The organism is Streptomyces sp. NPDC055749, from assembly GCF_053617235.1.
The window spans coordinates 137282-157495 of record NZ_JBSHFH010000011.1; the positions used below are offsets into that span (position 1 = coordinate 137282).

General features: G+C 71.8%; 14 protein-coding genes and 1 riboswitch. Of the genes, 6 read left to right on the forward strand and 8 right to left on the reverse strand.

Annotation, left to right across the window (positions count from 1 at the left end; translation table 11 throughout):
• Positions 1-393: 393 nt before the first annotated feature.
• The 5 genes from ACWGO0_RS11345 to ACWGO0_RS11365 form a co-directional block, all read right to left on the reverse strand.
• The gene (locus ACWGO0_RS11345; protein ID WP_453531520.1) at positions 394-1602 is read right to left on the reverse strand and encodes a hypothetical protein; all 1209 of its coding nucleotides are present in this window, start codon (positions 1600-1602) and stop codon (positions 394-396) included.
• 106 nt (positions 1603-1708) lie between these two features.
• Complete coding sequence (locus tag ACWGO0_RS11350; protein ID WP_453531523.1) at positions 1709-2614, reverse strand: hypothetical protein; 906 nt, start codon at positions 2612-2614, stop codon at positions 1709-1711.
• Between the two features lie 101 nt (positions 2615-2715).
• The gene (locus ACWGO0_RS11355; RefSeq protein ID WP_453531526.1) at positions 2716-3936 is read right to left on the reverse strand and encodes a VWA domain-containing protein; all 1221 of its coding nucleotides are present in this window, start codon (positions 3934-3936) and stop codon (positions 2716-2718) included.
• The gene (locus ACWGO0_RS11360; protein WP_453531529.1) at positions 3933-6266 is read right to left on the reverse strand and encodes a DUF5682 family protein; all 2334 of its coding nucleotides are present in this window, start codon (positions 6264-6266) and stop codon (positions 3933-3935) included. Before ACWGO0_RS11360 ends, ACWGO0_RS11355 begins: the two co-directional genes overlap by 4 nt.
• On the reverse strand, positions 6263-7375 hold the full coding sequence (locus tag ACWGO0_RS11365; RefSeq protein WP_453531532.1) for an ATP-binding protein: 1113 nt from the start codon (positions 7373-7375) through the stop codon (positions 6263-6265). Before ACWGO0_RS11365 ends, ACWGO0_RS11360 begins: the two co-directional genes overlap by 4 nt.
• A 130-nt stretch (positions 7376-7505) precedes the next feature.
• Between ACWGO0_RS11365 and ACWGO0_RS11370 the strand changes: the two genes are divergently transcribed.
• Entirely contained in the window at positions 7506-8945 is a 1440-nt protein-coding gene (locus ACWGO0_RS11370; RefSeq protein WP_453531535.1) for an SWIM zinc finger family protein, read from the forward strand.
• Positions 8946-9021: 76 nt separating this feature from the next.
• A complete protein-coding gene (locus ACWGO0_RS11375) occupies positions 9022-10662 on the forward strand; it encodes a DUF5691 domain-containing protein (RefSeq protein WP_453531537.1) in 1641 nt (546 codons plus the stop codon).
• Positions 10663-10728: 66 nt separating this feature from the next.
• On the opposite strand, the gene ACWGO0_RS11380 is transcribed toward ACWGO0_RS11375, so the two are convergent.
• Positions 10729-11142, reverse strand: a complete 414-nt coding sequence (locus tag ACWGO0_RS11380) for a cobalamin B12-binding domain-containing protein (protein ID WP_453531540.1) — start codon at positions 11140-11142, stop codon at positions 10729-10731.
• A gap of 348 nt (positions 11143-11490) precedes the next feature.
• On the opposite strand from ACWGO0_RS11380, the gene ACWGO0_RS11385 reads away from it, so the two are divergent.
• Positions 11491-12405, forward strand: coding sequence for an esterase/lipase family protein (locus tag ACWGO0_RS11385; protein ID WP_453531543.1), 915 nt, complete (start codon positions 11491-11493; stop codon positions 12403-12405).
• Positions 12406-12643: 238 nt separating this feature from the next.
• A complete protein-coding gene (locus ACWGO0_RS11390; protein ID WP_453531546.1) occupies positions 12644-14218 on the forward strand; it encodes a peptidoglycan DD-metalloendopeptidase family protein in 1575 nt (524 codons plus the stop codon).
• Between the two features lie 29 nt (positions 14219-14247).
• On the opposite strand, the gene pcrA is transcribed toward ACWGO0_RS11390, so the two are convergent.
• On the reverse strand, positions 14248-16686 hold the full coding sequence (pcrA, locus tag ACWGO0_RS11395; protein ID WP_453531549.1) for a DNA helicase PcrA: 2439 nt from the start codon (positions 16684-16686) through the stop codon (positions 14248-14250).
• A 259-nt stretch (positions 16687-16945) separates the two neighbouring features.
• Positions 16946-17111, forward strand: a riboswitch (cyclic di-AMP (ydaO/yuaA leader).
• On the opposite strand from pcrA, the gene ACWGO0_RS11400 reads away from it, so the two are divergent.
• On the forward strand, positions 17110-18312 hold the full coding sequence (locus ACWGO0_RS11400) for an NlpC/P60 family protein (RefSeq protein ID WP_453531552.1): 1203 nt from the start codon (positions 17110-17112) through the stop codon (positions 18310-18312). (Overlaps the previous riboswitch by 2 nt.)
• A gap of 133 nt (positions 18313-18445) precedes the next feature.
• A complete protein-coding gene (locus ACWGO0_RS11405) occupies positions 18446-19543 on the forward strand; it encodes a hypothetical protein (protein ID WP_453531555.1) in 1098 nt (365 codons plus the stop codon).
• Between the two features lie 16 nt (positions 19544-19559).
• On the opposite strand, the gene ACWGO0_RS11410 is transcribed toward ACWGO0_RS11405, so the two are convergent.
• The gene (locus ACWGO0_RS11410) at positions 19560-19913 is read right to left on the reverse strand and encodes a hypothetical protein (RefSeq protein ID WP_453531558.1); all 354 of its coding nucleotides are present in this window, start codon (positions 19911-19913) and stop codon (positions 19560-19562) included.
• Positions 19914-20214: the final 301 nt, after the last annotated feature.

The following is a 20214-nucleotide window of genomic DNA, read 5'->3' on the forward strand; positions in this document are numbered from 1 at the left end:
TCCGTCCCTTTTAGTGGTCTCGCGGTTCGTTCTTCTGCGTGGGCAGTGCCGCGAAGGGCAACGTGACTGCAAGTGTCACCAGGAAGGCGCACACGGTTGTCCCGGTACGCGGCATGTCCATCCGGCAGGTTATCCCCGCGCTCGTCAGGACCCTAAATCGCAGATCACACCTGGGCGGTGATTACTGTCACAGATCGCCCTGGTGGCCGGGTCGCGGTGGACAGACCGGCAGGTGGCGGCCTCGGCGGGAACGACGGCGGCGCCGGGCGGTTCCCCTCCCCCGACGGTGTGAACCGAAGGGGCGGGGACCGCCCGGCGCCAGTGAATCACCGGACCACGGGACCGGACCGTGGGACCGGCCCGTGGGTCAGGACCGCGGATCCGATGCGCGGATCAGATCCGGTCGGCCGCGTACTCCGGGGTGGTGAACGTGTCCGCCGCGTCGGTCACGAAGGCCGGGGCGACCGAGGTCAGACCCGCTGCTCCGTACGCGGCGTTCTCGACGGCGGGACGCGCGCTGTCGCCCGCCGCGCCCACGAGCCCGCCGGCGAACGGCCGTGCCTGACCGCCGACGCCCTGGGCCAGCGGCTGCACCTGGGCGGTGACCCCCTGCGCGAACGGGGCGACGGCGTCCTGGGCCACTCCATGAGCCATCGACCGCACGGGGGAGACGACATCTTCGGCGAACGGCTGGACCTCACCGGTGACGCCGTACGCCAGCGGCTGGACCTGGGTCGCCACGCCCTGCGCGAAGGGGGCGACGGCCTGGCCGACGACGCCGTGGGCGAACGGGCCGACCTCGCCGACGACGTCCTGGACGAGCGTGCCGAGGTCTCCGAGCGCCTGGTCGACGACCGGGAGCAGCGCGGAGACGGCCTGGCCGGCGATGGGCGGCAGTACGGCGTCGGAGGTCTGGTCGACCGCAGGACCGGCCTGGGCGACCGCCGTCCGGGCGGTACCCGGCGCGGTGTGCCGGGCAGTGTGCTGGGCGGTGTGCCGGGTGGCGCTCAGGACGGCGGGGGCCGTCTCCTGGGCGTAGCCCGGGATCTGCTCGATGGGCCCGAAGAGGTAGTCGATCTCCGCCTCGGTGACTGCCGGGACGTCGTACGAGGGCTGCGCCCAGGCGGGGAGCGCCCAAGCGGGGATGTCCTGCGCACCAGGGAGGTCCTGGACGTCGGGCACGCCCTGGACGTCGAGTGCGTCCTGCACGGCCGGGAGGTCCTGCGCGGCCGGAACACCGGTCCGGTCGGTGGCGCGCTCGGCGGTGCCGGTGGCCTTTCCGGTCACCGCGCTCCTGGCCTTCTGCGTCTGGCCGGCGACCGGAGCGGTCCTGTCGGCCACGGCGCCCTTCACTGCCGCCGTGCTGGTCCCGACGGCGTTCCCGACCTCGGTGGTCGTTGTCCGGACGGTGTCCGTGAGCGTCTCGACGCCGTCGACCCCGTTGACCACGTCGGTCACGTCGGCCGTTTCGGCCCCGAGGTCCGGGGTGGACAGCGGTACGGAGACGGGCAGTTCGTCGGCGCTGGCCGCAGCGGTGCCGAGGGCCCACATTCCGGTGGCGGTGGCGGCGACGGCTATGGAACGGCGCATGTTCTTGTGCATGTGTGTGTCAGATCCTTCGAATTCGATCGGCGGTCCGGAACGCTCCGGACGGCGGGCAGACCTGTTCCGCCCCCGCGCGGCAGGTCGAGGCGGGGAACGGCCTGCCCTAGCCGGGAAATTCGAGGATCTCGCCCGATCTGTCACGGACCGGGGCGGTGGTCGCCGGGAGACCGGCGCCGCGTATCAGTCCGAAGGAGGGTCCGTGCGCGACCGGTGCGGCCTGCTGGTCGCCGCCGCGCGGTGTGTGCGTCTCGGCCGCGGGCGTACGGCCGGAGCCGCCGCACGGGTCGATGGGCGAACGGCCCTGTGTCTGCCGGAACTCCGGCGCGGCTGCCCGGTCCGTGCCGCTGTCGGCCACGGCTGTGCCGGGCGGGGTGGTGCGGGAGCCCTGGAAGGGGGTGTCCGCTGTTGCGGAGCCGCTGCCGTCGCGTGCCTCGGTGCCGGGGTGAGCAGAATCCGCCGAGCCGTCAGCGGGGACGGCGGGCGGCGTGCCCTTGGTCCCGGGAAGCACCGGCAGGGGCGGTGCGGACGGCACCGGATGCGGCAGAGGCGGGAGGGTGGCGGTGACGGAGCCGAGAACTCGGGTGAGCCCGTGGACGGTGTCCTGGGCGGACTGCGTGACCGCGTCCCGTACAGGCTGAGCCACGTCGCCACGCGCGGTCCGGGCGACTGCGCTCCGCACCCGCTCCGTGGTCGCCCTCGGCTGCTCGGCCGACGTGCGTACGGACTTCTCGGCGCGGTCCGCGACCTGGCGCCCGGTCACCTCCGCATCCGTCTCCGCCGTCTCCGCCGTCTCCGCCGTCTCCGCCGTCTTCGCTGTCGTTGCCGTCGTTGCCGTCCCGGCATCGGGAGGCTCCGGAGTAAGGCGCTGCGTCGCGTGCGCCTCGCCTCCGAAGAGGAGGCCGAGGGCGAGCAGCGCGCCGAGCAACAGCACCGCGTGCAGCACACGTCGGCCGGCCGTCCCGCGCGCAGGGCGCGGGCCGTCAGCCGAACGGGCAACAGCGGTGGTCATGCCGGATGAGCCTTCCCAGAGAGCGCGGGCCGCGGAATGAAGTCCTCCGTGGCCACGGGGCGATGCTTGCACGACCCTCCGGGGGTCACGCAAGTCCCGTGTTACTGATGGGTCTCCTTGTCCGGTATGGGCAGTGGGCGCTTCTCGATCGCCGCCGCCATGATGTCGGGGAAGAGGTCAGGGGTGCATGCGAAGGCGGGTGCTCCCAGCGCGCCGAGCGCGGCGGCGTGCTCCCGGTCGTAGGCGGGCGCCCCTTCGTCGGAGAGTGCGAGCAGCGTCACGAACTCCACACCGGACGACTTCATCGCGGCGACGCGCTTGAGCATCTCGTCGCGTATGCCGCCCTCGTAGAGGTCGCTGATGAGGACGACGACGGTGTCCGCGGGCCTGGTGATCTTCGACTGGCAGTAGGCCAGGGCCCGGTTGATGTCCGTACCGCCGCCGAGCTGGGTGCCGAAGAGGACGTCGACCGGGTCGTCGAGCTGGTCGGTGAGGTCGACGACGGCCGTGTCGAAGACGACGAGCCGGGTCGCCAGGGTGCGCATGGAGGCGAGCACCGCTCCGAACACCGAGGCGTAGACGACGGAAGCGGCCATGGAACCCGACTGGTCGATACAGAGGATGACGTCCTTCTTGACCGCGCGCGCCGCGCGGCCGTACCCGATGAGCCGTTCGGGAATGACCGTGCCGGCGCCGTCCTTTCCGGGGATGGGCAGGTAGTTCTTGAGGTTGGCCCGGATGGTCCGGTCCCAGTCGATATCCCGGTGACGCGGCCGGCTGATTCGCGCCGAGCGGTCCAGGGCGCCGGTCAGTGTCGCCTTGGTGCGGGTGGAGAGGCGCTTCTCCAGGTCGTCGACGACCTTGCGGACGACGGCTCTCGCCGTCTCCTTCGTCGTCTCCGGCATGGCTTTGTTGAGCGAGAGCAGGGTGCCGACGAGATGGACGTCGGCCTCGACGGCCTCCAGCATCTCCGGCTCCAGCAGCAGCGCGGACAGCCCGAGCCGTTCGATCGCGTCACGCTGCATGACCTGGACGACGGAACTGGGGAAGTACGTACGGATATCGCCGAGCCAGCGGGCGACGGACGGGGCGGACGCACCCAGTCCCCCCGATCGCTCCGGTGCTCCCCGGCCGGCGGGCTTGCCCCCGCCGCCGTACAGCGCGGCCAGCGCGCCGTCCATCGCGACATCGCGGCCGGTGAGGGTGCAGCCGGTGCTCTCCGCGCTGTCCCCGCCCAGCACCATCCGCCAGCGCCGCAGCCGTTCGTCGTGGTCGGACGTCTCCGTCGCGGCCGAGTCCTTCGCCACGGTCTGCGTGGTCATGCCGTCGCCCCCAACGGTTGCTCGGTGGTGTGGTCGTTGCGTGGTGCGGGCGCGGTGTCGAGGCCGAGCAGCAGCCGCAGCACCGGCACCACCGCGTCCGCCCGCGACTCGTCGAGTCCCGGTCCGAAGCCGGACGGGGACGCCTCCGCGCTGCTGCGGCCCGGTCCCTCGGGCGCCGGGCCGCGGCGGACGAGCTCGCCCAGGGTGCGCCGTACGCCCGGCTCGTAGGCGGAGAAGGTACGCCGCAGCAGGGGCAGCACATCGGTGAACGCCGAGGCCCGCACGCCGCTCAGCCAGGTGTCGATGAGGCTCAGCAGCCGCTCGTCGTGGACGAGCAGCATGCCGCCGCCCGCGGCCCCGCCGACGAAGCCCTCGATCCAGGCAGCCGCGTCGGCCGGCGGGGTGCCCGGTGAGAGGGCGAGGCCCATCAGCCGTGCCGCCTCGTCCTGGTCGAGCTGTCCGTCGTCGAGCAGGAGCCGGGCGGCGCGGCCCCGGATGACGCCGGCGACGGTGTCCCTGGCGGCCAGCTTGCGCAGCACGGCCGCCCAGCGCTCGCGCAGTCCGTCGGCGGATACGGCTCCGGCGAGCAGCCCGATGGCGGTGTGCACGCCGTCGATCCGGCGGCGCAGTTCCTCGGCCCCGTCCGCGTCGAGACCGGTGCAGGCCGGGGGCAGGCCGACGCAGATCCGCTCGGCGAGCCCGACGGCGACCGCTCCGAGCGAGGCCGTGTCCGTGGCCCGCACGTCCCCGTACCGCAGTGAGCGGGCCAGGGCGGGCAGCGCCTCGGCCAGATGACTGACGTCGGCGTCCAGAGCGGCCCGGTCGGCGAGGGCGTCCATCACCACGGGCAGCGCCTCGGACAGTTCGGCGAGGAGGCAGCGCTCGGCGAGCGCGGTGACGTCGGCGAGGGCGGTCGCCGAGACGGCCTCCGACTCGGCCTTCGCGGTCGCGGCGGAGAGCACGGTGGTGCCCCAGACGCCGGCCTCCGCGACCCGGACGTGCAGCTCGGGTTCCCAGCGCAGCCGCCAGGTCTCCCGGAACGTGCCCGTAGTCCCCCGGCCGACGGCGCGGTCTCCCCAGCCGACGTCGAGGAGGCGGAGCCGGTGCAGGAGTCTGCTGCGGGCCGCGTCGGTGTCCTTGCGGAGGTCTAGCTCCAACTCCCGCTCGGCCGCCTCGGGTTTCAGCCGGAGCGTGCGCTGCTGCCAGTTCAGATCACGCTGGAGCGGCACGGCGGGGGCGCTGTCCGGCACCTCTCCGAGCGTCTCGCCGACGACGAGCCGGTCCCGCACGAGGGCCAGGGGCACATCGGAGCCCTCGCACATCACGGCCCGGATCGCGTCGGTCGTCTCGGTCAGCCCGGGGAGCGGGCGGCCCCGCACCGCCGCCAGGGCGCCGGCGAGCCGCACGGCTTCGATGACATGGGCGGAGGACACGAACCGGTCCTCGTCGCGCAGGAGTCCGGCGACCTTCGTCATCCACCGTTCGACCGGCCGGTCGGGGGCGCCGAAGAGGTGCCCGTACCAGCCCGGTGAGTCGATACCCGCCCCGTATCCGCTGTGCCGGGCGAGCCTGCGGTGGGTCCAGGGCACCCAGGTCAGCTCGGTCCTGACCTTCGGGACGCCCTTGAGCAGGGCCTTGTCGGCGGCGAGGGTGGTCTTCGCGGCGAGCGCGGGGACGTGCCAGGCGCCGCAGACGACCGCGATCGCGTCTCCGAACTCCTTGCGCGCGGCACGCAGTTGGATACGCATGTACGCCTCGCGGACCGCGTCCCTCGGGTGGCCTCCGTCCCCGTACACCTCGCGGAGGGCCGTCATCGCGTCGGCGAGGACGGCGAAGGGTGCCAGCGGGTCGCCCGCCCCGCCGTCGGCGGCACGGTGCTCGACGACGTCCTCCCACCAGCGCTCCGGGTCGTCGTAGCCCGCGGTCTCGGCGAGCACGCCGATCGGGTCGACCGCGGGCGAGGCCGGCGGCTCCTCGGCCCCGGCCTCCGTGAGGGCCAGGGAGTGGGTGGCGGGGAGGTCGATGAAGCGTGCGGGCACCTCGTGCGCGAGGGCCCAGCGGATCGCCACCCACTCGGGCGAGAACTCGGCCATCGGCCAGAACGCGGCCCGCCCCGGGTCGTCCACGGCGTGGGCGAGCAGCGCGACCGGTGGCTTCATCTGCTCGTCGGCGGCGAGCTGCAGCAGTGCGTCGCCCTCGGGCGGGCCTTCGATGAGCACGACCCGAGGCCGGGCGGCGTCCAGAGCGGCCAGGACCGCGCGCGCGGACCCGGGGCCGTGGTGGCGCACCCCCAGCAGCAGCGGCCCGGCGGACGCGGTGGGCCCTGTCATGCCGAGACCTCACGGCAGGCGCGGTAGAAGTCCTTCCAGCCGTCCCGCTCGCGGACGACCGTCTCCAGATACTCCTGCCAGACCACCCGGTCGGCCGCCGGGTCGCGGACGACCGCACCGAGGATTCCGGCCGCCACATCGCCGGAGCGCAGGATTCCGTCGCCGAAGTGGGCGGCGAGCGCCAGCCCGTTGGTGACGACGGAGATGGCCTCCGCCGTGGAGAGCGTCCCCGAAGGCGACTTGAGTTTGGTGCGGCCGTCGGTGGTGACGCCGTTGCGCAGCTCCCGGAAGACGGTGACCACGCGCCGGATCTCGGCGAGCCCTTCCGGGGCCGCCGGCAGGTCGAGCGAGCTGCCGATCTGGTCGACGCGGCGGGACACGATGTCCACCTCGTCGTCGGGGGTGGCCGGCAGAGGGAGGACGACGGTGTTGAAGCGGCGGCGCAACGCGCTGGACAGTTCGTTGACCCCGCGGTCGCGGTCGTTCGCCGTGGCGATGAGGTTGAAGCCACGGACGGCCTGGACCTCCTGCCCCAGCTCCGGTACGGGGAGCGTCTTCTCGGACAGGATCGTGATGAGCGCGTCCTGCACATCGGCGGGGATACGGGTCAGCTCCTCGACCCGTGCGGTCATGCCCTCGGACATGGCACGCATGACGGGGCTGGGGACCAGCGCGTCACGGCTGGGTCCGTGCGCGAGCAACTGGGCGTAGTTCCAGCCGTAGCGGACGGCTTCCTCCGGGGTGCCCGCCGTGCCCTGGACGAGCAGCGTCGAGTCGCCGCTCACGGCGGCGGCGAGATGCTCGGAGACCCACGTCTTGGCGGTGCCCGGCACACCGAGCAGCAGCAGGGCCCGGTCGGTGGCGAGCGTGGTCACGGCGACTTCGACGAGGCGGCGCGGACCCACGTACTTCGGTGTGATCACGGTGCCGTCGGGAAGCACGCCGCCGAGCAGATAGGTGGCCACGGCCCACGGCGAGAGCCGCCAACGGACGGGCCTCGGCCGGTCGTCGGCAGCGGCGAGTGCCTTCAGCTCGTCGGCGAAGGCGTCCTCGGCATGCGGTCGCAGAGCCTCGTTCGCGACGCCGGCGGTGGTTTCGGACGCGGTCATGGATCCCCCTCCAGATCGTTCGACCCGATGTGGTTCCCACCGTGCACCATGCCACTGACAATCGACCTCCATTGCAGGTCAGCCACCATGTCGGGGGCCGTTGTCAGTGGCGCGCCCTACCGTCGTTCCCATGCTGCTATCTCACGGGGGAGAACCCTCGCGCACCGCTGATCCGGTGGCGCGCTGGACGGTGGAGCAGGTACAGGCCCTGGCTCCTGACGAAGCATCACGCAAGGCGGGTCACAAGCTGGGCTCGGCAGGTCCGTGGTCCGAAGCGGGCCACGCCGGTGGCGCTGTGTGGGGGCTGTGCAAGGGCAGCGGCAGCAAGCCGTACCGGACGGTGATCGACACGGCCGGTCCCGCGTTCAAGTGCAGTTGCCCGAGCCGCAAGTTCCCCTGCAAGCACGCGCTGGGCCTGCTGCTGCTCCAGGCGTCCGACGGCGCGGCGGTCCGGCCGGGCGAGGCGCCGGACTGGGCGCGGGAATGGCTGGACGGCCGGCGCGAGCGGGCCGCGGAACAGCACCGGTCCGCCGAGGGCGGGGCTCCCGCCCCCGGCCCGGCCGATCCGGACGCCGCGAGGCGGCGCGCCGAGCGCAGGGCCGCGCGGATCACCGGCGGCGCACAGGAGTTGGAGCAGCGCCTGACCGACCTGCTGCGCGGTGGTCTCGCGGCGGCCGACCAGGCGGGATACGGGCTGTGGGAGGAGACCGCGGCCCGCATGGTCGACGCCCAGGCGCCGGGACTCGCCGCGCGCGTAAGGGAGTTGGGGTCAATTCCCGCCTCCGGCCCCGGCTGGCCGGTGCGGCTGCTGGAGGAGTGCGCGCTGCTCCATCTGCTCGACACCGCCTGGCTGGGCATCGACCGGCTTCCGGACCCCCTCGCCGCGACCGTTCGTACGCGCGTGGGCCTGACGGCCGCCGCCGACGGAACGCCTGTCCGTGACCACTGGCTGGTCCTCGCGCAGTACGACACCCCGGACGGCAAGATCGTCGCCCGCCGTATCTGGCTGTACGGAAGGGAGTCGGGGCGCACCGCGCTGCTGCTCTCCTTCGGGGCGGCCGGGCGCTCCCCCGGCCAGGCCCTGCCGGTGGGCGTGACGATCGACGCCGAACTCACGCCGTATCCGGGCGCCGGCCAGCCGCGGGCCGAGCTGGGACGGCAGTTCGAACCGGCCGCCACCATTCCACCCACCGCCATTCCGCCCACCACCATTCCGCCCGCCACCAGGGGGACGCCACCGGCCGGGGGACCGACGGCGGCAGCGGTCGCGGCCTACGGCCACGCGTTGCGGGACGACCCCTGGCTGGAGTCCTGGCCGGTGACGCTGCGCGATGTCATACCCACGCCGTCCGGGGGCGCCTGGCAACTGGCCGACGCGGACGGCACATCGGCCCTGCCGCTCGCACCGTCGGCGCTGTCCCGGCCGGGACTGTGGAAACTCGTCGCGCTGTCGGGCGGCGGCCCGGTCACGGTCTTCGGCGAGTGCGGCCACCGCGGCTTCGACCCGCTCGCGGCGTGGACCACGAGCGCGGACGACGCCGGAGACGGACAGCCCGTTCCACTCATCTGACGCGTGCGGACCCTCAATCCCTGGACCTGTGAACCGGATATCCGGCTCCGGACTCCCTGACAACCGGACGGGATCGATGACACCGACCCACACGACCACAGCCACCACCACACACCCGACCGCACCCATGCCGTGGGAGGAGCTCGTCACTTCGGCGCTGCTCGGCACCGACCGCCGCCCTCCGGCCGCGGGCCCGGGAGGCACCGGCGGCCCGGTCGCCCTGCTGGACGCGGCGGCGCTCCACACCGTGCGACGCAGAGCCGGGCTGCGGCCCGCAGCGGCGGCCGAGCCGCCGGAGGCGGCGCCCGCCGACACGCGCCCGCAGGTCCCCGCCGCCGCCCGGCGCAGACTCGTCCAGCTGCTGGCCGACCGCTCCGCGCCTTCCGGGGGAAGCGGGCGGCGCGGTACGGCTCCCGATCTCACGGAGCTCCTTCCACAGTGGCTGGCCGCGGCCAACCAGCACGGTTTCCGGGCACCGGCGGTCGTACTGCCGGCTCTGCTGGACGCGGCGCGGGCGCGCACGGACCTTCGTCCGCACGTCCTGGCCTTCGCGGGTCCGCGCGGGCTGTGGCTCGCCAGGATGAACCCGGAGTGGAAGTTCGCGCTGCGCGGCGCCCCCGGCGGCTCGCTCCCGTCCGTCTCGGAGGACCCGGAAGCGGTGCGGCTCCTGTGGGAGGAGGGCCTGTTCGCCGAACGGGTCGCGCTCCTCACGGCCGCACGGAGACGGGAGCCGGCTGCCGCGCTCGCCCTGCTCTCCACCACCTGGTCCACGGAGCGCGCCGAGGACCGGCTGATGTTCCTCGACTCGCTGCGGACCGGTCTCTCGGGCGCGGACGAGGAGTTCCTGGAGCAGGCGCTCACCGACCGAAGCCGCAATGTCCGCGCGACGAGCGCCGAGCTGCTGTCCGCGCTGCCGCATTCGGCACTCGCCGGGCGCATGGCCGCCCGCGCCACGTCCTGCGTGAACCCCGACCGTACGGGCACGGTCGCGTCCATCGCGGTGGAGGCCCCGCACGAGTGCGACGCGTCGATGCAGCGCGACGGCGTGGTGCCGGTGCCGCCTTCGGGGCGGGGGGAACGGTCCTGGTGGCTCGGCCAGCTGGTGGAGGCCACCCCGCTGGCCACCTGGCGGGCACAGTTCGGCGGGCGTACCGCGCAGGAGATCGTCGGGCTTCCGGTCGCCGACGGCTGGACCGAGGAACTGCACGCCGCCTGGTGCCGGGCGGCGGTGCGGCAACGGGACCCGGAGTGGGCCCGCGCCCTGCTCGGCACCCCCTCGACACCTCCGGCCAACGGTCCGGGGACGGCCTCGCTCGCGGAGCGGTCGAAGCTCCTCGCCACCTTGCCGACGGAGGAGAGGGCAGTGTGGGTGGCCGACTTCATCGCCGCGCACGGATTGTCGGAGGCGTTCCAGCTGCTCGGCGTCTGTGCGGTGCCCTGGGCGGAACCCCTCGGCCGCTCGGTCGTCGACGCGCTCGACATCGCGCGGGACGCCGGGAGTTACCCATGGAGTTTCAGCGGCGTGATGGGCCTGGCCGAACGCTGTCTGAACCCGGCCGAGGCGGACCGGCTCGAAGTCCTCACGACCACCCCTGACGAACCCGAAGGCGCCTCACCGGGTGCGGGGGGCTACTGGTCGGAGGCGTTCCAGCGCCTGGTCTCCACGTTGCGCCTGCGGGCCGCCATGGAGACGGAGCTGACCCCGGGGGCGGCGTAGGCCCGTGGCGACGCCGGCCCGGGCGGCCGACGGGCGCAACGGGCCCGTCGGCCGTGACCGGGCGGGTCAGGCGCCCGCCGTCTGACGGACGTTGGCGTTGACCCAGTCGACGATCGACGTCGTCGTCGCACCCGGGGTGAAGATCTCCGCGACACCCTGGTCCTTCAGCGGCGCGATGTCCGCCTCCGGGATGATGCCGCCGCCGAACACCTTGATGTCCTCCGCCTCGCGCTCCTTGAGCAGCTCGATCACCTTCGCGAAGAGCGTGTTGTGCGCACCGGAGAGGATCGAGAGGCCGATGGCGTCGGCATCCTCCTGGATCGCCGTGTCGACGATCTGCTCGGGCGTCTGGTGGAGGCCGGTATAGATGACCTCCATCCCCGCGTCCCGCAGCGCTCGCGCGATCACCTTGGCTCCACGGTCGTGGCCGTCGAGTCCCGGCTTGGCCACCACCACACGGATCGGACCGGTCACACCCATCACTGCCTCCACATGGATCTCCCGCGCCTGAAGGGCCGGGGATGTGAACGAACGTTATCTACAGCATCCCGCAAGCCGCCGTTTCGCGGTGGACGGGGAGGGGGAAATCACACATGGGACATGTTCGCTGTGCGTCGTTCCTGGACCATGTGGCTCATCGGCCGCACGGGGACGGCCGCAAAGGGAGCCGCTGCGAGGTCGTCGTACCACCGTGCCGTCAGCCGCACGGCACGGTGGTACGACCCATCGGCTGATCGTCCGCCGATCACCGTCGTCCTCGTACGGACACCCCATAAGGGCATACGGGACCGGAGCCGCCCTCCCCTATGTCATTGCAGGAGGTCGGCCATGAAGGTCCTGTCCTTCCTTTCGCCCCTTTCCCCACTGCTGCGCAAGCCGCGCACGCTCCCTGCCCGGCTGTCGTCGACGCTGGTCAAAGCCACCGTGCTGGAGCTGGTGATCCTCGCCGGGCACATCCTCATCTACCCATCCGGGATCACTCCGGAGCGCCGGGACCCTCCGCCCGCACCGGCCCCGATTCCGGAACCGGACCCGGACCCAGCCGGCCCGGAGCGCACCGGCACGAAGCCCGTCGGCCCCACCGCCCTGCTCGCAGGCGGGGGCGCCGGCCGCCCGCCCGTCGTGCTGCTGCACGGGTTCATCGACAACCGCTCGGTGTTCGTCCTGCTGCGGCGCTCACTCGCCCGGCACGGCTGGCGCCATCTCGAGTCCCTCAACTACTCGCCGCTGACCTGCGACGTCCGCACGGCCGCCGAGCTGCTCGGCCGGCATGTCGAGGAGATCTGCACGCGCACAGGACACCGCGAGGTCGACATCGTTGGACACAGCCTCGGCGGGCTGATCGCCCGCTACTACGTGCAGCGGCTAGGCGGTGACCAGCGGGTGCGCACCCTGATCACGCTCGGCACCCCGCACAACGGCACCTCCGTCGCCCCGCCGGCGAGCGCCCACCCCATCGTGCGGCAGATGCGCAGCGGTTCCGCCCTCGTCGCGGAGCTCCGCAGCCCCGCTCCCGGCTGCCGGACCCGGTTCGTCAACTTCTGGAGCGAGCTGGACCGAGTGATGGTGCCGGTCGAGACGGCTTGCATGGACCACCCCGACCTCGACGTGGTGAACGTTCGCGTAACCGGAATCGGCCATCTCGCTCTGCCCGTGCATCCCGCGGTCGCCGCCGGTATCCGGGAGGCACTTGAGTCCCAGGAAGCCGCCACCAGTAGGCCAGGGACCGCCTCGGTGGCCTGAACCGGCGGCGCGACCGGCCTGAACCGCGGCACTCGAATAGAACGCATTTCGAACGTAGGGCCAAGGCTCCGCCTGCTGTCCACCGAAAGGCGGCCGATTGCCCGTTTCCTGAACGGCCGGAACCCGGCGAAGATTGTCGTCGTCACGTACCGCCGGGTACAGTCGCGGCCACTGCTTTCCCCTGGGATCCCCCACGGACCCCGGAACAGGTCCTGCTGCCGAGGCGAGAGAGAAGTTGGTGAACGACCAGCACCCCCACGCCGGGTACGTCGACTACGACAATCACCCCACCGGCAGCTTCGACACCGATCCGCTCTTCGGTGCTCTCCCCGGTCATCACGACGGCTACGCAAGCGGTTACGACACCGCTCAGGGCACCACGTACGGCCACGACACCGGCTACCAGTCCGCCGGGCAGGGCCACAGCGGCACGTACGACTCCACCCAGTGGGACACGGGCGCGCATCAGACCGCCCCGTACGACGCGTACGCCGCCCGCCCGCACGAGCCGCAGCAGTACGACGCCGCCGGCAGCTGGGCACCGGACGCCGGGATTCCGGCACAGGCGGCCGCTCCGGACAACAGCGGGCAGTGGGACACCTCGGGCTGGGTCCAGCCGGGCCGGACCGACCAGTGGGCGACGACCGACACGGGCGCGTTCCCCACCGCCACGTTCCACGCCGCCGGGTACGAGACCGGCGCGTACGCCACCGCGGAATTCGTGGACGCGGGCGCGGACACCGGCGCCTACGACGCCACCGCCTGGAACTCCGGCGCCACGCCCGGGAACGTGCAGTACGAGCCCGAACAGGTGTCGTACCCCTCGTACGAACAACAGCCGGTCGAACACCAGGCTCCCTACGAGGCTTACGAAACAGCCGAGTTCAGCACCGCGGACGTGGACACCGACAGCCACACCACCGCCGAGAACCACACGCACGACACCGCGACGAACGAGCACGAAGCCCACGAGCACGAAGCCGACGAGCCCGACATCGTCATCGCCGCCCCGCACCCCTCCACCTCGCCCCGTCCCGTGGGCCGCGCGCCCCGCGGCGGCGCGGGCAGCCGCGGCCGACGCCGTACCCCCGCCAAGCGATCCGCACTCCTGACCGTCGCCGTTCCCTCGGCCTGCGTCATGAGCGTCGCGGGCATCGCAGCCGCCTCGGTCAGCGGGATCGCCGGTGGCGAGGAGAAGAAGGACGAGACCACGTCGATGGCGGCGGCCGACCCCGCCACCGTCAAGCCGGTGGCGGCCAACAACAAGCTGGACACCCAGCTCGCCAACCTCAGCGCCGACGCCGACGACTTCGCCGACCGCGCCAGCCGTACCCAGGAGCGCATCGACCTGCGGGAGCGGCAGGCCGCCGAGAAGAAGAAGCGCGAGGAGGAGGCCGCACGCCGCGAGGCACTGCGCCCCAAGTTCGCACTCCCGGTCTCGCAGCACGGTCTCAGCGCCTACTACGGCCAGGCGGGCGTCAACTGGATGTCCGTGCACACGGGCGTCGACTTCCCCGTCTCGTACGGCTCTTCGGTGATGGCCGCTACCGACGGCACCGTACGCACCCAGTGGAACAGCGCCTACGGGAACATGGCCATCGTGACCTCACCCGACGGCACCGAGACCTGGTACTGCCATCTGAGCAGCACCCGGATCCGCTCGGGCTCCGTCAAGGCCGGTGACGTCATCGCGTACTCCGGGAACTCCGGCAACTCCACCGGACCGCACCTGCACTTCGAGGTACGGCCCGGCGGCGGCTCGGCGATCGACCCGATGCCCTGGTTCCGCAGCCACGGCCTCAACCCGAACTAGCCGGAACCGACAGCCGGAACCAGCCGCAACTACAGCTTCTCGACCGGCGCGTACCGCAGGAGGAGCTTCTTCGGCCGCTCGTCCCCGAAGTCGACCGTGGCCTTCGCCTGGTCGCCGAAGCCCTCGACCGCCGTCACCGTGCCCAGACCGAACTGGTCGTGCGTGACCCGGTCCCCCACCACCAGCGTGACCACCGGCTTGTCCGAGGTGCGCCGGGTCGCGAAGCCCGACGGGCCGGACTTCGCGCGCGAGGACGACAGCGAGGACGTGATCCCCGACGTCGGTCCCGCCGGAGCCGCCATCGGACCCTTGCGCTTCCACTCCAGATGCTGGTCCGGGATCTCCTCCAGGAACCGCGAGGGCGGGTTGTACGAGGGCTGGCCCCACGCGCTGCGCATCGCCGCCCGGGTCAGATACAGCCGCTCGCGTGCGCGGGTGATGCCGACGTAGGCGAGCCGCCGCTCCTCCTCCAGCTCCTTGGCCTGTCCCAGCGCCCGCATGTGCGGGAAGACGCCGTCCTCCATGCCGGTCAGGAAGACGACCGGGAACTCCAGGCCCTTGGCGGTGTGCAGCGTCATCAGGGTGATGACTCCGGAGCCGTCCTCGTCCTCGTCGGGAATCTGGTCGGAGTCCGCGACGAGCGCGACCTTCTCCAGGAATTCGGCGAGGGTGCCCGCGCCTTCCTCCTCCGCGCGCTCCTGCTCGAATTCGAGCGCGACGGCGGCCAGTTCCTGAAGGTTCTCGATCCGGGTCTCGTCCTGCGGGTCGGTGGACGCCTGGAGTTCGGCGAGGTAGCCGGTGCGCTCCATGACCGCTTCCAGAACGACGGCGGGACCCGCCCCGGACTCGACGATCGTGCGCAGCTCCTCCATCAGCGTGTTGAAGCGCTTCACGGCGTTCGACGAGCGTGCCGCCATGCCGTACGCCTCGTCGACGCGGCGCAGGGCCTGCGGGAAGGAGATCTTCTCGCGCATCGACAGGGCGTCGATCATCGCCTCGGCACGGTCGCCGATGCCGCGCTTCGGCACGTTCAGAATGCGGCGCAGGGGGACGGTGTCCTCGGGGTTGGCGAGGACCCGGAGGTAGGCCAGGACGTCGCGGACCTCCTTGCGCTCGTAGAAGCGCACCCCGCCGACGACCTTGTAGGGCAGGCCGACGCGGATGAAGATCTCTTCGAAGACACGGGACTGCGCGTTCGTACGGTAGAAGACGGCGACGTCGCCCGCCTTGGCGTCGCCCGCGTCCGTGAGCCGGTCGATCTCGTCGGCGATGAACTGCGCCTCGTCGTGCTCGGTGTCCGCCACGTACCCCGTGATCCGGGCGCCGGTGCCGGCGTTCGTCCAGAGGTTCTTGGGGCGGCGGCTCTCGTTGCGCTCGATGACCGCGTTGGCCGCGGACAGGATCGTCTGCGTGGAGCGGTAGTTCTGCTCCAGCATGATCGTGGTCGCGTCCGGATAGTCCTCCTCGAACTGGAGGATGTTGCGGATGGTCGCACCCCGGAAGGCGTAGATCGACTGGTCCGCGTCACCGACGACGCACAGCTCGGCGGGGGCGTCGGCCTCGCCGGACGGGCCCACCAGCTCCCGTACGAGCGTGTACTGCGCGTGGTTGGTGTCCTGGTACTCGTCGACCAGGACGTGCCGGAAGCGGCGGCGGTAGTGCTCGGCGACGTCGGGGAACGCCTGGAGCAGGTGCACCGTCGTCATGATGATGTCGTCGAAGTCCAGGGCGTTGGCCTCGCGCAGCCGCGCCTGGTACATCGCGTACGCCTGGGCGAGGGTCTTCTCGAAACCGTCGGCGGCCTGTCCGGCGAACGTCTCTTCGTCGATCAGCTCGTTCTTCAGGTTCGAGACCTTGGCCGTGAACGACTTCGGCGGGTAGCGCTTCGGGTCGAGGTCCAGATCGCGGCAGACCAGCGCCATCAGCCGCTTGGAGTCCGCGGCGTCGTAGATCGAGAACGACGAGGTGAAGCCGAGGCGCTTGGACTCGCGGCGCAGGATGCGCACGCACGCGCTGTGGAAGGTCATGACCCACATGGCGTTGGCGCGCGGTCCGACGAGCTGCTCGACGCGCTCCTTCATCTCGCCCGCGGCCTTGTTGGTGAAGGTGATCGCGAGGATCTGGCCCGGGTGCACCCCGCGCTCGGCCAGCAGATGGGCGATCCGGTGGGTGAGCACCCGGGTCTTGCCCGATCCGGCGCCGGCGACGATGAGCAGCGGCGAACCGGCGTGCACGACGGCGGCACGCTGCTCGGTGTTCAGCCCGTCGAGCAGCGCGGCGGCGTCGATGACCGGACGAGGGGCGCCGTCGCGGTAATACCCCTCGCGGGGCGGCGGGGGCGCGTCGAAGACGCCCTCGAAGAGACCCTCCGGCACCGCTTCGGGTGCGTGGTCCTCGGGGGGCGGCGGGGGGCCTTCCTCCGAGTTCTGGAGGCCGGTCAGGAAGCTGTCGTCAAAGAGGCTGCTCATCGCTTGACGAGTCTAGGCGGCCCCACTGACACCCCGGGGCCGCATTCCGCAGGACGGCCCGCGGACATGCGCGTACGGAGACGGGTCAGCCACTCCGGGTGAGGGAACCGGAGGTCTCGCCGGGGCCGCGCGTATCGATTTCACCAAGGTCACGAAAATGTATCGGGCATATCGAACATCAACCTTCACAGGGACACCACGGGTTGGCTAGCGTGCTCCGACGGGTGGCCCGTACCCCCTTGAGGCGAACCACGCCGAGCGGGCACCCACGCCGAATCCGGGCTGCCCTCGCGGGCGTTCGGAACCGGGGACCCACAAGCAGCACCGGGGTGAATCGGTCCGCGACCCCCACTTGGACCGTAGGGCAGCCTTCCGTTCCGCCCGAACCCGACAGCTAACCCGGTAGGCGGTCCACGGAAGGAGATGCCGGCCTTGGCGTCGCATCGCAAACCGCGCACCCGTATGCGCACCACCTCACCCGGCGTCGGGCTCACGACGGCGGCACTGGCCTCTGTGACTCTGCTCTCCACGCAGACCGCGACGGCCGCGCCCGCGGCGCCCCGGCCCAGCATCGAGGACGTACAGCAGAAGGTCGACGACCTCTACCGCCAGGCGGGCACCGCGACCCAGCAGTACAACAAGGCGAAGTCCGCCTCCACCGAGCAGCGCTCCAAGGTCGACGGGCTCCTGGACGCCGCGGCGAAGCGGGCCGAGAAGCTGAACGAGACGCGCCGCGAACTGGGCCAGCTCGCGGCGGCGCAGTACCGGAGCGGCGCCGTCGCCCCGACGGCCACGTTCTTCCTCGCGGACGACCCGCAGTCGTACTTCGACCAGGACCAGCTGATGGCGCGGATGACCAGCCAGCAGCAGAAGACGGTCGCCGACTTCCGTACACAGCAGAACGAGGCGGCGAAGAAGCGCGCGGAGGCCACCAAGAGCCTGGAGACGCTCACCGAGGCGCAGACCACGCTGCGCAGCAGCAAACAGCAGGTGCAGGAGAAGCTGACCGAGGCGCGCACCCTGCTGTCGGAGCTGACCGCCGAGGAGAAGGCTCGGCTCGCCGAGCTGGAGCGCAAGAAGGAGGCGGAGGCCAAGCGCAAGGCCGAGGAGCTGGCCCGCCAGCAGGCCGCGGCCGCCGAGGCCGAGCGCAAGGCCCAGGAGGAGGCGGCGGCGAAGGAGGCCGCCGAGGACGCCGCGCAGGAGGCCGAACAGCCCGAGACCGGCACGGACACCGGGACCGGGACCGGCGGCGGTTCGGACGCGGACAGCGGTTACGCCGCCAAGGCGGACAAGGTCCTCGCCTTCGCGCGGGACCAGATCGGCAAGCCGTACGTCTGGGGGGCGACGGGCCCCTCCTCGTACGACTGCTCGGGTCTCACGCAGGCGGCCTGGAAGGCGGCGGGCGTCGATCTGCCGCGTACCACCTGGGATCAGGTCGAGGTCGGCACACGGGTGGCCACGGCGGATCTGCAGCCGGGCGACCTGGTCTTCTTCTACGACGACATCAGCCACGTCGGCATCTACAAGGGCGACGGCATGATGATCCACGCGCCCAAGCCGGGGGCGAACGTGCGCGAGGAGTCGATCTACTACATGCCGATCTACGGCAGCGTACGGCCGGCGTGACACGGCCCTCCATGGGCCGGGCCGCGTGACAGGCGCCCGGCCCATGGAGGCCCCACGCCCCTTCGAACCGCGCGCTCCCCTCCCGGACTCCCGTGCGATCATGCGAAAAACTTGAGGGTCAAGGGAGTTGGACGTGAACGCGGGTGGGGAGCGGGACGGTTCGTCCGTGCCTGACGAGGAGTGGGAGCGGTTCCTGCGGGAATCGGCGGACGTCCCGGCGGACGCGCCGAAGGAGCCCTCGGCGCGTGCCCGCGACGTGGCCCGGCGGATGCGCGAGGAGCCCGCGCCCCCGGAGCCCTGGCGGGGTTACACCCCGGCCCGGCCGAAGCGCAGGAAGGGCTGGTACCTGGTCGGACTGCTTGCCTCACTGGCCCTGCTGGTCGTGGCGGTGGATCCCGGGCAGGTGGCCGGATGGCTCGGCGGGGACGAAGGCCGGGGCGAAAGCCGGGGCGTAGGCAGGGACGCACCGTCAGCGGCCGGGGCGGCGGGTCCGGACGAGCGGCCCACGCTCGACGAGCCGTTCAGGGGGTCGCCCGCGGCGGGCTGGGCGAGCGGCACCGCCGGCATCACGCTCCCCACGGCGAAGGCGACCGGGTGGATGAGCGCGGCGCAGGTCGAGAAGGCCCTGGAGCGGACCCTGGACTTCCTTGCCGCGTCCAGCCTGGATCCGGAGGTGCTGGGCGGCGAGCGCCCCGACCGGGCGATCGCACTGATCAACCCCCATCAGCGGGATGTCCAGGACTACCTGAAGGCCGCGTTCCGCGCACCGGACGAGGAGAACGACCCGCTGCTGCTCTTCAGCAGGTTCAAGCCGTCCCACGCCCGCCTTGTCGGGGACTCGATCAGGACGCGGGGCCGGATGACCGCCCGGGAGGGCGAGCGCGGCGCGCTCCAGGTGACCGCCGACGTCACGTACGTGTATCCGGTGGCGGCGCCGGGCGGCGACGAGGTCGAGCGCACCATCGTGCGTCGCGAGCTCGTTCTGAACTGGGACGATCCCGCGAAGGTGATCACCGAGCGGGGGACCTTCTCGCTGGTCTCGTACAGGACCGACACGGCCAACGGCGGCTGCGAGAGCTCCGGCGGCTACCTCACCCCGGTCTTCGGCGCCGGGAACCCGGCCGCCGGAACGGACGGCGGACCCGCGGTCGACCCCTACGACCGCGAGACGTCGATGGACGAGCGGATGAAGAGCGCTGACGAGGGGTGCGGAACGGTGACGCGGTCCTGACCCGGTCGGAAGCCGCTCAGGTCCAGAGCGTGGCGATGAAGATGTTGGCGACCGTCAGACCGCCGACCGCGGCGAACTCGCCCTTGCTCGCCTTCTCCTCGTCCCGCCTGATGTAGACGAGCGCGAGGATCACGACCAGGACCAGCAGCTTGATGCCGATCTTTATGTTGTTCACGGTCTGGTCGTCGGCCTGGTTGAGGCCGACCAACGCGACTCCCGTGACCAGCATGGTCAGTGCGCCGTGCAGCATGGCCGGTACGAAGCGGGCCGTGCCGGCGCCCATCGCCTTCATCTGGGTCAGGAAACCGCCCAGCAGCGAGGCGATGCCGATGATGTGCAGGGCGACGAAGACATTGATGAGTACGTCCATGGCTCCGCAGCCTAGCCGGGCCCTTATCACCCCTCGCCGGTCAGGTCCCGCTACCTTCCGACTTCGCTCGCGCCTGTACGAATTGCCTGACTCTGGTGCTATTTTTCCGGTCACGCAGAGGTGGCGAAACGTCACATCAAGGCAATAGCTGTCAATGCGACTCTTTCCCGTGTCGTGGGTTTAGCGTCCCTTCTCAGATGACCGGCTTCCACCGCCCCGTACCGGACGGCACCCGGTCGTCTGCCGGGAGATCCGGTGGCGGGCCACTTCCCCCTGTGGTGTCCCGTCACCGGGCCCTCCC